At 42.8% G+C, this 13,532-nt stretch carries 13 protein-coding genes; all 13 read left to right on the forward strand.

Translation table 11 applies throughout. The features are described from left to right. Positions 1–13: 13 nt before the first annotated feature. Positions 14–616 (forward strand): TerD family protein, encoded by a 603-nt coding sequence (locus NSS76_RS01610; protein ID WP_024424357.1) that lies wholly within the window; start codon positions 14–16, stop codon positions 614–616. A gap of 20 nt (positions 617–636) precedes the next feature. Further along, complete coding sequence (locus NSS76_RS01615) at positions 637–1,218, forward strand: TerD family protein (RefSeq protein WP_024424356.1); 582 nt, start codon at positions 637–639, stop codon at positions 1,216–1,218. 41 nt (positions 1,219–1,259) lie between these two features. Further along, entirely contained in the window at positions 1,260–1,838 is a 579-nt protein-coding gene (locus NSS76_RS01620) for a TerD family protein (protein WP_007498343.1), read from the forward strand. 140 nt (positions 1,839–1,978) lie between these two features. Further along, the gene (locus NSS76_RS01625) at positions 1,979–2,758 is read left to right on the forward strand and encodes a TerC family protein (RefSeq protein ID WP_024424355.1); all 780 of its coding nucleotides are present in this window, start codon (positions 1,979–1,981) and stop codon (positions 2,756–2,758) included. 99 nt (positions 2,759–2,857) lie between these two features. Next, on the forward strand, positions 2,858–4,045 hold the full coding sequence (locus NSS76_RS01630) for an HpcH/HpaI aldolase/citrate lyase family protein (RefSeq protein ID WP_341080280.1): 1,188 nt from the start codon (positions 2,858–2,860) through the stop codon (positions 4,043–4,045). Continuing rightward, the gene (locus NSS76_RS01635) at positions 4,035–5,366 is read left to right on the forward strand and encodes a phosphoribosyltransferase family protein (protein WP_341082657.1); all 1,332 of its coding nucleotides are present in this window, start codon (positions 4,035–4,037) and stop codon (positions 5,364–5,366) included. Before NSS76_RS01630 ends, NSS76_RS01635 begins: the two co-directional genes overlap by 11 nt. Beyond that, positions 5,359–6,468, forward strand: coding sequence for a cysteine protease StiP family protein (locus tag NSS76_RS01640; protein WP_172881259.1), 1,110 nt, complete (start codon positions 5,359–5,361; stop codon positions 6,466–6,468). Before NSS76_RS01635 ends, NSS76_RS01640 begins: the two co-directional genes overlap by 8 nt. Then, a complete protein-coding gene (locus NSS76_RS01645; RefSeq protein ID WP_151040496.1) occupies positions 6,465–7,280 on the forward strand; it encodes an HAD family hydrolase in 816 nt (271 codons plus the stop codon). The genes NSS76_RS01640 and NSS76_RS01645 overlap by 4 nt, the downstream gene beginning before the upstream one ends. A 70-nt stretch (positions 7,281–7,350) precedes the next feature. After that, positions 7,351–8,967 carry a YceG family protein gene (locus tag NSS76_RS01650; protein ID WP_024424350.1) on the forward strand — a complete coding sequence of 539 codons (1,617 nt, stop codon included), beginning with the start codon at positions 7,351–7,353 and terminating at the stop codon, positions 8,965–8,967. Positions 8,968–8,981: 14 nt separating this feature from the next. Then, positions 8,982–10,076: a toxic anion resistance protein gene (locus tag NSS76_RS01655; RefSeq protein ID WP_024427234.1), complete on the forward strand. Its 1,095-nt coding sequence runs from the start codon at positions 8,982–8,984 to the stop codon at positions 10,074–10,076. A gap of 399 nt (positions 10,077–10,475) precedes the next feature. Continuing rightward, positions 10,476–11,741: a glycine/proline betaine ABC transporter ATP-binding protein OpuAA gene (gene opuAA / locus NSS76_RS01660; RefSeq protein WP_024424349.1), complete on the forward strand. Its 1,266-nt coding sequence runs from the start codon at positions 10,476–10,478 to the stop codon at positions 11,739–11,741. A gap of 10 nt (positions 11,742–11,751) precedes the next feature. After that, positions 11,752–12,597, forward strand: a complete 846-nt coding sequence (opuAB, locus tag NSS76_RS01665; protein ID WP_024424348.1) for a glycine/proline betaine ABC transporter permease subunit OpuAB — start codon at positions 11,752–11,754, stop codon at positions 12,595–12,597. After that, positions 12,597–13,478, forward strand: a complete 882-nt coding sequence (locus NSS76_RS01670; RefSeq protein WP_341080285.1) for a glycine betaine ABC transporter substrate-binding protein — start codon at positions 12,597–12,599, stop codon at positions 13,476–13,478. Before opuAB ends, NSS76_RS01670 begins: the two co-directional genes overlap by 1 nt. Positions 13,479–13,532 lie beyond the last annotated feature (54 nt).

A 13,532-nucleotide genomic window follows, 5' to 3' on the forward strand; every position in this document is an offset into this window, starting at 1 on the left:
AGGAGTGATTGATTTGGCGATTACATTAGAAAAAGGTCAACGTATTGATTTAACAAAAGGGAAAACAGGGCTGACGAATATTCTTGTTGGACTTGGCTGGGACCCTGTATCACAAGGCGGCGGATTTTTAGGAAAGCTGTTTGGCGGCGGAGGCGGCGCTGATGTTGATTGTGATGCTTCAGTGCTCATGCTGAAAAATGATAAGTTTACGGAAAATAAAGATTTGATTTATTTTGGCAACCTAAAGAGCAAATGCGGCAGTGTTGAGCATACAGGTGACAACCTGACTGGTGAAGGAGACGGAGATGATGAACAAGTCCTCGTCAACTTGAGAAAGGTGCCGGGTAATGTGAATAAATTGGTGTTTGTCGTGAACATTTATGATGCCCTTAGAAGAAACCAACACTTTGGTATGATTCAAAATGCTTACATTCGCATCGTTGATCGTTCAAACAATCAAGAATTAGTGAAATATAATTTAAAAGATGACTATGCAGGAAAAACTTCGTTAATCGTCGGGGAACTTTATCGCCATGAGAATGAGTGGAAGTTTGCGGCGCTTGGAAATGGTACAAATGATGCGAAGCTTGCAGATATTACGAGAAACTATATTTAAACAGAAGGGAGAGGTTCCTAGTGGGAATTTCTTTAGCGAAAGGTCAAAAAATTGATTTAACAAAAACGAATCCGGGTTTAACAAAAGTAGTCGTCGGTCTTGGCTGGGACGTCAATAAGTATGACGGCGGACATGACTTTGATCTAGACGCAAGTGTATTCCTTTTAGATGCGGCAGGTAAAGCAAGCTCTCCATCTGACTTTGTCTTTTACAACCAAACAACTGGCGGAGGCGGCAGTGTCGTACATACAGGCGATAACCGCACTGGCGAAGGGGACGGAGATGACGAGCAGGTCAATGTTGACCTTGCAGCTGTACCGGCAAGTGTTGAAAAGATTTCATTTGTCATTACAATTCATGATGCAGAAGCGCGCAGTCAAAATTTCGGACAAGTGTCTAACGCATATGTACGTATTTTAAATGCAGCATCTAATGAAGAACTCATTCGCTACGATTTGGCAGAGGATTTTTCAATTGAGACAGCCATTATTGTAGGTGAATTATACCGTCATGGCGGGGAATGGAAATTCTCAGCTGTCGGATCAGGCTATCAAGGCGGTCTTGCCCGCATTGCAACGGACTTTGGCTTAGATATCGGATAACGCAATAGTTTCCTATTTTCAAAGACAGGAGAGATACGAATATGGCGATTCAGCTTTCAAAAGGACAACGTGTCGATTTAACCAAAACCAACCCAGGGCTGACGAAAGTGATGATCGGTCTTGGCTGGGATACGAATAAATATTCTGGCGGAGCCGAATTTGATTTGGACGCTTCGGCTTTCTTGGTGGATGCAAACAATCGTTGTCAGCAAGATACAGATTTTGTGTTCTATAATAACCTTCAGCATCCGAGCGGCAGTGTCACTCATACAGGTGATAACCGTACGGGTGAAGGAGATGGAGATGACGAGCAAATTCTCGTTGATTTCTCGAAAATTCCTGCTAACATTGATCGTATCGGAATTACAGTTACGATCCATGATGCAGAGGCGCGCAGCCAGAATTTTGGACAAGTCTCTAATGCATTTGTTCGTGTTGTAAATGAAGAGGGCGGGGAAGAATTGATTCGCTTCGATTTAGGCGAAGACTTCTCAATTGAAACAGCTGTTGTGGTATGTGAATTGTACCGACACGGAAGTGATTGGAAGTTTAACGCGATCGGAAGCGGATTCTCTGGCGGACTTGCAGCTCTTTGTCAAAATTATGGGTTAGAAGTGTAAATAAGAGAAACAAATCAGTTCAAGAGATGCTGTCAAAAGCTCATATGGAGGCCTTTTCCTAAGTGAGAAAGAAACAGCGATCAAGAATAGCAGCAGGCGAAAGCCTGCTGATGCTTCTACACTTATAGGAGGAAAACCAGTTGGACATTTTGAAACATATGTTGGATACATATGCCTCGTTTTTTGATTGGCATATGTGGGCAGAGGTATTAACAGACCCTGTCTCTTGGGGGCTTATTGGGACTCTTGTCGTGCTTGAAGGATTGTTATCAGCAGATAACGCACTTGTATTAGCTGTGATGGTGAAACATCTACCAGAAAAGCAGCGTAAAAAAGCATTAACCTACGGATTAATTGGCGCTTATTTCTTCCGTTTTCTATTCATTGGCGTAGGGATGCTGCTTATTAAGTTCTGGTGGATTAAGGTCCTCGGAGCTGCTTACTTAGCATGGCTTGTTATTAAGCACTTCTGGTTAGGTGACGGCGATGATGAAGCGAAGGAACTGAAAAAAGAAGGCTGGTTGATTCGAGTCTTTGGTGTGTTCTGGGCAACTGTTATTTCTGTTGAAATTATGGACCTTGCCTTCTCGGTTGATAGTATTCTTGCAGCATTCGCTGTATCTGAGGAAGTATGGATTCTACTATTAGGCGGAATGCTTGGAATTCTCATGATGCGTACAGTCGCACAGTTATTCCTTGTTCTCATTGACCGTATCCCAGAGCTTGAGAATACAGCGTTTATTCTCATCGGGATCATTGCGATCAAAATGGGCTTGAGTGCTGCTCACATTGAAATCCCGCATCTTGTATTCTTTGCGATTATTATCCTAGCATTTATCGGAACGTTTATCGTTCATAAAATCAATAAAAAGAAACATCAAGAAGTGACAAACGAAGCTGCGGCTTCAAAAGAAGAATAGGACGATCAAAAAGGAATGGAGTTGATTAGCGGCTCCATCCTTTTTTGAATCATCAAGTCATTTGTTCGATTTTCTCTCAACAACAGGAGGTGGCACAGCATGCGGTATTTTCAGTTTTTATCAGAGGCGAGGCAGCACGATATTTTTTTCAAACGGCCGGGGGCGATGCATTTGATGAAGCCAAGGCACGTACTTGCGCATGCATTAGGTGCTACTTTGTATATGCCCGCGACAAGACAGGATATAGCAGACATGCTGCTGTCGCAGAAATATGAAGCGCTTTGCTCTGTTGTATTTTGTTTAGAGGATGCCATCGGTGATCAAGAAGTGGAAATGGCTGAACAGAATCTAGTGGTACAATTCGCCAAACTGTCGGACAAATTAACGCATACACCTGAAATGGCTGAACAAATGCCGCTTTTATTTATTCGGGTTCGTTCGCCGAAGCAGCTGCTGAAAATGGCAGATTTGCTTGGTCCATCTCTTCGTTTATTGACGGGTTTTGTATTTCCAAAGTGTTCTATTCATAATGCGAAGGATTATTTGGACAGCTTGAAACAGGCGTCCGCACAAACGAAGACAACGCTGTACGGTATGCCCATTTTGGAAACACCCGATTTATTAGAAAAAGAAACAAGATATACGGTGCTGTCTAAGTTAAAGCAGATCATGCTGAATGATGAAGAATATATTTTGAATATTCGTATTGGGGCAACTGATCTTTGCGGCTTATATGGCATTCGCCGTGATCGCGACACCACCATCTATGAAATCAGATTGATTGCTGATTTGATCACAGATATTATCAATTATTTTGGTCGTTCCTTTGTTATATCAGGTGCTGTATGGGAGCATTTTGACCCTGCACGAAAGGAACAAAAACCATTCATCCGTGCGCTTTCTAAGGGCGGTGAGCAGTCCTTATCTGAATTCGATGACGTACAAGGTTTACTCAAAGAGACAAGACTCGATGTAGCCAACGGCATACATGGAAAGACAGTGATCCATCCAACACATCTCAAGCCAGTGCAAAGCATGTACGTTGTGACAAAGGAAGAGTACTTGGATGCTTTAAGCATTCTGGAACATGCTGACGGCACAGTTGGCGTGATGAAGAGTGCTTTCTCTAATAAGATGAATGAAACAAAGCCGCATTACAGGTGGGCAGAGCACATTTTAATGAAGTCAGACATTTACGGGGTGTTTCATGAAAATAGAAGCTATATCGACATACTCACAGAATCAGAAGCAGCATACGCTGAACATCTTGGAACATATGGAGGTTGAGCTTGACCTCAAAGAAGGTGCGCTCCAGCTTGAAAAAGAGCATCTTTTTGAGATGGCGGCAAGGGTGAACAAAAAAAGAGCCTTTTTATTCGTGAGTAAGGTGCTTGGAAAGCATATTCCTGTTCATCCAGTAAAACCGCTTCTTGTCTCGGGTCTTTTAGCGATGGCATATGCCAAAGAGCAAACGGGACAGACGCCCCTGCACCAAGATCTTCTTGTAGAGGCACTCAAGACGGATGATCACACGGTGTTAACGGCAGCCTATGAAACACTCAAAAAAGAAAAGCTTTCAGCTGGCAATAAGCCTGTCGTCATCGGCTTTGCGGAAACAGCAACAGCCCTTGGGCATGGTGTATATAATGTGATAGAAGGCGCATCTTACATTCATACGACACGTGAACAGCTGCTGGATCTTGACCCATCATTGGTATTTGAAGAAGAACATTCGCATGCAACAGATCAGCTTTGTTATGCAGAGGAAGCATTCCTTCGCACAGACCGCCCCATCGTGTTAGTAGATGATGAAGTCACGACAGGCCGTACCAATATCAACATCATTCGTGACCTTCATGCAAAGTATCCAAGGCATTCTTATACCATTCTTTCCATTTTGGACTGGCGGACGGAGGAGCATGAGATAGCCATGTGCCAGCTTGAAGAGGAGCTTGGAATTCACATCACATCATTGTCTTTATTAAAAGGGCAGATGATTTTTCGAGGCAAAACGCTCGATGAGCCAGCTTATTCGTATGAGATTGCGGAGCAAGAGAAGCAGCCAAGTCTCTCTTTTCACTCTCTTCAACCTTTCTTTAAGCAAGTGTCCTATTCACTTTCTCATGCAGCAAATTCGGCTGGTCATTCGCCATATATACATGAAACGGGTCGTTTTGGTTTAAACGCAGCAGATACGGAAGCGCTCGACCAAGCAGCTGCTGAAGCGGGATTGAGGCTGCGGCAGGAACGCAAAGGAAAACAAACACTCTGCTTAGGGACAGGTGAGCTGATGTATGTCCCGATGAGACTGTCTGCACACATGGGGGAAGGCGTTCTCTTTCATTCAACAACGAGAAGCCCTATTCACCCAGTCGAAAAGGATGGATACGCTGTCCAAAATGGGTTTACCTTTATGAATCCAGAGGATGCCCGAATTCAGCACTACGTGTACAACATTCCAAAAGGTGAATATGATGATGTATTTCTCTTTTTTGAGAAAAAGGTCTCTCAGGAGGCATTGCTTCCGCTTGTTCACTTATTTGCTGAGCGGCATGTGAAGCATGTGCATATTGTGACTTTATCAGACGAGGTGAAGGTGAATGGCTAATGTGTATACAAAGATGGGGAGCTATCCAGAGCAGGATGTAACCTTCTTACTCAAAGATTTATCCTCTATTGAGATGGAGAAAAGTACAGAAGAGCGGGAGCGTTCGATTCAGAGCGGCGCGCATTATTCAGAAATGCTGCCAATTGAGTACAAACCAACGGCATCTTATATGACTTTATTCTATCAATCTCTTGAAGAAAGTAAGGAAAAGGTAGCAGAAGCAGTAGCTGTTGTAGCAGAACAGATTGTGAAGAAGCGAGGTTTCCAAACCGTGCTTTGCAGTTTGGCGCGTGCAGGGACACCGATCGGGGTGCTGATCAAACGATATATTCGAAAGGCGTATGGTGTCGATCTGCCTCATTACAGCATCTCTATTATTCGCGACCGCGGAATAGACGAGAATGCACTGCATTATATGCTGAAAGAACATCCAGGTTTTGAAATTGCTTTTATCGATGGATGGACTGGAAAAGGGGCGATTTCGAAAGAGCTCCAAAAAGCTGTTCTTGATTTTGAAAAAAAGTATGGTGTACGTCTCTCGAGTGAGCTGGCTGTGCTGGCAGACCCCGGCTATTGTACACATGTATACGGAACGAGGGAGGACTTTCTCATTCCAAGTGCCTGCCTGAATTCGACAGTATCAGGGCTTGTCAGTCGTACGGTATTAAACAACCGCTGGATCAATGCCGATGATTTCCATGGGGCAAAGTATTATAAAGAGCTACTTGATGAAGATGTGTCCAATCTATATGTGGATACAATTGAAGAAGCATTTTCCAGCCTCGGACCAAATGTACAAGAGAAAGCAGAAACCATACTTACGCAAGGAGCACCGGCAGATTGGCGGGGAATGGCATCCATTGAAGCAATCGGTCAGGAGTTTCAAATTGAAAATACCCACTTGATTAAGCCGGGTGTTGGTGAAACGACCCGCGTGCTGCTTAGAAGAATCCCTTGGAAAATCTTGATTCAGCCTGAATCTCAGGAGAAGCTGAAGCATATATTGCTTTTGGCAGAGGACAGAGGTGTTCCTGTCATTGAATATGCCAATATGTCCTACACGTGCTGTGGGTTAATTCGCCCGTTGGAGCAAACGTCATGAAGACATTTGCATTTGCCAGTGATTTAGACCGGACGCTGATTTACTCACATCGAGTGCTTGACCAGTATGCGTATGAAGGAGAGTATGATTTAGTTGAGGTGCTGGACGAACGGCCGCTTTCCTATATGTCTGTTGAAACGAAAAAATCTTTGCAGACGATTCATCAATCAGGCTGGTTCATTCCAGTGACGACAAGAACAACCGCACAGTATGAACGAATCACCTTCTTTGAGCAAGAGCTTAAACCGGAGTATGCTGTCACAACAAATGGGGGCTGTATTCTTCATCATGGCAAACCGCTTGAGGATTGGCAGGCCATTGTTGATGAGAGACTTAGGGAGTGTATGCCAGTCAGAGAGATGTTGAGGGCGATCTCGGAACTTCCGGTTGCGGCATGGGTGAAGCGTACCCGTACAGCAGAGGGAAGATTTCTTTATTTAATTATGAAAGAGGAGTATCTATCTCACATTCCGCTTGCTGAATTGAAGCTGTGGGGCGAGGAGAGAGGCTGGCAGGTTTCTCTTCAGGGACGGAAGCTTTATTTTATTCCACAGCCGCTTAATAAGTGGGATGCTGTTGCTTTTCTAAAGGACAGGCTGCAGCTTGAATACGTCTATGGTGCGGGTGATTCTCTGTTAGATGCAGGGCTCATTCGTCAATCAGATATGGGCTTTGCCCCAAGGCATGGAGAAGTTCTGGACTTTGACCCATCACTTGAGCCGACAGCAGCATCTGGCATGGCCGCAGCGGATGAAATCACCGCTTCTGTCATCGATCAGATGATGAACGCAAAAAAGCCTTCGATTCGATAGCAGAAGTAGAAGACTGAATGATATGATAGTAGTAGCTTTCGAGAAAATATAGGAGAAAGGAAGGAGCGGCGTGAGTTATAAAGAAATCAATGTCACCCATACACGGGCGGAGCAGGAAGCCTGGAAAAATGTGCTGAAAAAGCCGCTCCCTGAAAGAGACGGTTATGTAAAGGACGAGCATACGTTGTCCTTGCCGCGTCTCGCCGCCCGGGTCCTTGGAACTCCGCATGATGCAACCGATTATTTTATTTATTTACATGAATTATACGAAACAGACGGCATGCATATTTTAAGTGAAACACTCAATCGTCATATTGAGCCGGAGCATTTTCAAGCGCTGCAGCGTATTCATTTGATTAACCAAGAAGAAAAGGGATTGTCCGTGAATCGCTTTGTTGCTTTTTTAGATGGTGAACAGCTGATTGTACGCCATCCAAACCCTGTGATGAACCGGCATATCCGTCTTTCATTGATCAAGGTATTTGAGCATTTCAAGCAGCTGCACGAGGGTGGATTTCAGCATCCTGATTTCCGCCGGGTCCTGCTGGATGTCGTGAAGTTTTCAAATAACCATCTAGGTCCATGGCTGAAGGAAGTCAATATCGAAGAAAAAATGCCGGCTGTCATTTGGTATGGAGAGGCGAATAAAAGTCAGCTTTATTTTCTTTACTATGTCATGCTGATTGGCTGTGATGTTGTGCTATTTCATCCAGAAGGCGAGGATTCGTTCCGCGAATTAGATCCAGAAGAAAAGCTGACTTTTATTGATCAGTACCCGGGGACTTCAAAGCTTGAGCCGTTCCCTACTGAAAAGCCTGAGAGGAAATCAACGGTGGCGTACCGCTCGACAAGAGAGCTTGAAGAGGTGCTTCACACGGAAGATTCAATGCTGTATAAGCCGTGGCAATTCAGAGATCATACTCCTCATTCTATTACACTGAAGACCACGTATGATGAGCTGTTTTTAATTGCAAAGGAACGATCCTTTATCCGCCCGAATTTTAAAGCAGACCGGGACACGATACAGATTCCGAATCTTTTTGCGAAAATGATGGGTGTCACACGAGACAAGCGTGAATACTGGGATCGCATTCACACGTTAATGGAGGGGAAAGAGACGAAGACCATTCGCCATTTTCCTTTTACGAAAGAAGTGACTTCGAATTATCAATTTCATTATCAGCATGCACTTTCTTCTAATGGAGAGATTGATCCTGACTTATTAATGAAAAGCAATGTGTGGCAGTTTTCTCATCTATATGAGGGCACGCAGCGTGCGATAGCAGAGGCGATATCTCGAATCTGTCAGCATCCGAAGCTATTAAAAGAAGGCAATGAAACCGAATTAGATGTCCGTATTTATTTATTCAAGCAGGTTCTGCATTTAAGCCAGGATCTCATTGAACTGATTCAAACCTTTGATTACGCACAAACCGTACCGAAAGTGATTTTATACCATACGGAATATAATGGAGAGCTGACTCGTTCTGATGCGGCCGCCCTGATTTTCCTAAATGAAATGGGTGTGGATCTCTTCGTATATCATCCGGCGGGATATCAGTGTATCGAACGGTATATCGATGACCAACTATTTGATACCCATTGGCTTGATGAGATGGTCATGAACCAGGAGTTTAAAGAGCCGTCCATCGTTAGAAAGTTATTTCAATCCATTAAAAACCGATAAGGAGATCAAAGCTTATGACAAATACAAACGGAAATGACATCATTTCAATTGATAAAGAGGAAATCACGATTGAGAAGGCAGACGATATTCGCGTTCAGCTTCGAAACGAACCAGAAGTGCAAAATATTGCGAGACAGATCGATGCGAAAAATCAGCTGGAACTTCTTGAATACGGAAAACAGCCGGCCGTTGAAATCTCTAAGTTCTCTGATCGTATCCTTTCAATGATGCGTTCAACAAGCGTCACTGACTCAGGAACAATGCTGACGCAGCTTGGTAAGATTATGGATCGTTTTGATAAAAATGATTTTGACGAACCGAAGGGTGGTTTGTTGTCAAAAATCTTTAAGCGCGGCGGCAGCATGATCGAAAAGATTTTTAGTAAATATCAAACGCTCGGTGCAGAAATTGAAAAAATTAATGTGGAAATTAGTAAATATAAAGATGAAATGACCAAATCGACTGTGACGCTTGAAGAAATGTATGAGCATAACATTCAATACTATTTGGAGCTGGAAAAGTATGTCGTAGCCGGTCAAATGAAAATCGAAGAATTAAAACAATTGGTTCCTTCATATGAAGAAAAAGCAGCTAGTGGAAACCAGCTGGCACAAATGGAGCTTGATACGCTTCGTAATGGCATTCAAGCGCTTGAAGAGCGTGTGTATGACCTTGATATGGCACGAATGGTGGCGCTTCAAACAGCACCGCAAATCCGTTTGCTTCAGCGTGGGAATACGAAATTAATCGGTAAAATCAACTCTGCCTTCATCATCACGATTCCAATTTTCAAAAATGGGATCATTCAAGCTGTTACAGCGAAGAGACAAAAGCTTGTGGCTGATTCTATGAGTGAGCTGGATAGAAGAACAAATGAAATGCTGAAACGAAATGCTGAAAACATTTCAAGTCAAAGTGTGGAGATTGCCAAATTATCTGGCCGTCCAAGCATCGACATTGAAACGATCGAATCTTCCTTTAATACAATTGTACAAGGGATGAAAGAGACGAAACAGATCGAAGAAGAGAACAAGCGATTACGCGAAGATGGAACAAAACGTATGCTTGAGCTTCAAGATAATATTAAGCGGGCTGCCCTAGAGTCCTAAAAAAACAAGCTGTCTGTAACTAAAGTTGCAGGCAGTTTTTTTATGAATTTAAATAAAATTTGAGGAAAAAGGTTTTTATGTGACCATTTTCGGGTAAATCCTGTTAAGGGGAATGGTTCGCCCATGATTCAAAAAACCGCTATGACGAGGATTCGACTTATTTTTTAGCACAATTAGGAATTTCCAGTAAAATATTGTCTGATGAGAGGAAATACCCCGTAAAATATGTAGTTTATGAAGCATTCTATAGGATTTACGAGTAATACGGCGTATAAACTCTAATGACCTGACCTCTATATGGAATTCATACATATTGTGGGGAAATAAGCGAATTCTAAAGATTGTTCGCATCATAACGCTTATGTTACGGTTATAAAGATGCTAATTTGGAGGGAAAATATGAATTCTGAAGAGAGAAATATCAAAATCAAGATAAATAATGTATCTAAAATTTTCGGTAAAAATGCTAAAAAAGCATCTCAAATGCTTGAAAAAGGGAAAACAAAAAGAGAGATCCTAAAAGAGACCGGCGCAACAGTTGGTGTCAATCGAGCAAATTTTGATGTGTATGACGGCGAGATATTTGTCATCATGGGGCTATCAGGGAGCGGAAAGTCCACACTTGTGCGGATGCTAAACAGGTTAATCGAACCAACCTCCGGTGAAATATATATTGATGGGGATATGATAACAAATATGTCAAAGGATCAATTGCGTGAAGTCAGACGGAAAAAGATCAGCATGGTTTTCCAAAACTTCGCATTGTTCCCGCACCGTACAATTCTTGAGAACACTGAGTATGGTCTTGAATTGCAAGGTGTCGATAAAGAAGAGCGCAGACCAAAAGCGCTTGAATCTTTAAAGCTTGTTGGACTTGAAGGCTTTGAAGAGCAATATCCAAATCAATTAAGTGGTGGTATGCAGCAGCGTGTTGGATTGGCACGTGCGTTAGCAAATGACCCTGACATTTTATTAATGGATGAAGCATTCAGCGCACTAGATCCATTAATTCGTAAAGATATGCAGGATGAATTGCTTGAGCTTCATACATCTGTAGGAAAAACGATCATTTTCATTACCCATGATTTAGATGAGGCGCTTCGTATTGGTGACCGCATTGTCCTCATGAAGGATGGAAATATCGTTCAAATCGGAACACCAGAAGAAATTCTGATGAACCCATCGAATGAATATGTTGAACGCTTCGTTGAAGATGTTGACCTTTCTAAAGTATTAACCGCTGGTCATATTATGAAACGTGCAGAAACAGTTCAGATCGATAAAGGGGCACGTGTTGCGCTTACGCTCATGAAAAACCTTGGGATTTCGTCTATCTATGCAGTAGATAAGAAAAAGCATTTATTAGGTGTCATTTCTGCCCAAGCAGCGAAAAAGGCAGCAGAAACGGGAGCGTCACTTGAAACGGTTCTCGATAAAGAATTTACGACAGTGTTGGAATCTACGTATTTGACAGAGATCTTTGATGCGGTGTCTGATGCGAATATTCCGATTGCCGTTGTCGATGAGAAAAACAGAATGAAGGGCATTGTGGTCAGAGGTGCATTGATTGGTGCATTATCAGGAAATGATGAGTATATCAACATGTCTTCTAACAAGCTAGAGGAAATTAAAGCACAAGAGCCTTCTGCACAGGAGGTAGAATAAGATGTTTAGTATGAGTGATTTACCTAGAATTCCGTTTGCGGAATATATCGATCAATTTGTTGACTGGTTAACATTAACGTTTGGTGGTTTCTTTGATGGCATCACAAATGGATTAGCAGGAACAGTAAATGGGATTGTGGCAGCACTTGGCGTCATTCCATCCATTATTTTAACCCTTATCTTTGCCGGCATTGCCTGGTGGATTAGTACAAGAGGAGTTGCTCTTTTCACACTTATTGGATTTTTACTGATCGACTATTTAGGCTACTGGCATCCAATGCTTCAAACACTTGCACTCGTTTTGACCGCTGTGGTCATTTCCATTGTGATCGGGGTTCCGATCGGTATTTGGGCATCACAGAAGGAAACTGTGCGTAAAATTGTGACACCTATTTTAGATTTAATGCAGACAATGCCTGCATTCGTTTATCTATTACCAGCGATCTTCTTCTTTAATATTGGGGTTGTTCCTGGGGTTGTGGCATCGGTTATTTTCTCCATGCCGCCAACGATTCGTATGACCATTCTCGGTATTAAACAAGTACCAGCTGATTTAATTGAAGCTACCGAAGCATTTGGTTCAACGACATTCCAGCGTTTATTCAAAGTTCAGCTTCCACTTGCAACAAAAACCATCTTAGCTGGTATTAACCAAAGTATCATGCTGGCTCTATCAATGGTCGTCATTGCGGCAATGGTAGGTGCACCAGGACTTGGTTCAGAAGTATATAGTGCGGTAACGCAGCTGAAAACAGGTATTGGTTTTGAAGCAGGTATTGCCATTGTGATTGTGGCGATTACACTTGACCGTATTACACAAAACATTAAAACGAAAAAATCCAGGGGGAATGCTTAATGTGGAAAAAGTCTCTCTACATTGGGATGACCGCCCTGCTTGTCTTTTTACTAGCCGCTTGCGGTGCGCAGACAGATTCAAATGCGAGTGCCGCACAGCAGGTGAATAAAACCATTATCGGAATCGATCCTGGTTCAGGGATTATGGCACTGACAGATCAAGCGAAAAAGGATTACGGCTTAGAGGATTGGACGGTTGTGTCTGCATCAAGTGCAGCCATGACGGCAACGCTTAAAAAATCTTACGACCGTAAAAAGCCAATCATCATCACTGGATGGAATCCACACTGGATGTTTTCCCGCTATGATTTAAAATATTTAGATGATCCAAAAAAATCTTACGGTGAAGCGGAAGAAATTCATACGATTTCACGTAAAGGCTTTGCAAAGGATCAGCCGGAAGCAGCCAAAATGCTTAGTCAGTTTAAATGGTCTCAAGATGACATGGGCGAAGTCATGATTGATATCCAAGATGGTGTGAAACCAAAGGATGCCGCCTTAAAATATGTGAAAAAACATAAAGACCAAGTAGCGAAATGGACAAAAGGCGTGAAAAAGTCGAATGGTGGAAAAGTCAATCTGGCCTATGTTGCATGGGATAGTGAGATTGCAAGTACCAATGTTGCGGCAGAAGTATTGCGTGAACTCGGGTTTACGGTGACTTTGACTCAGGTTGAAGCAGGTCCAATGTGGACAGCAATTGCAACCGGAAGTGCGGATGCATCATTATCCGCTTGGCTGCCAAATACGCATAAAACGTATGCAGCGAAGTTTAAAGGGAAATATGATGACCTTGGTACAAGTATGAAAGGTCTTCGAATGGGGCTAGTTGTTCCGAAATATATGAAGAACGTAAACTCCATTGAAGATTTGAAAAAATAGTCAATGATATAGTGGTTCCCTTATAATAGAAGGGAGCATGTTGAAAAAGCAGTC

This window comes from Bacillus sp. FSL R5-0654 (assembly GCF_038008745.1).
GTDB lineage: Bacteria > Bacillota > Bacilli > Bacillales > Bacillaceae > Bacillus > Bacillus safensis.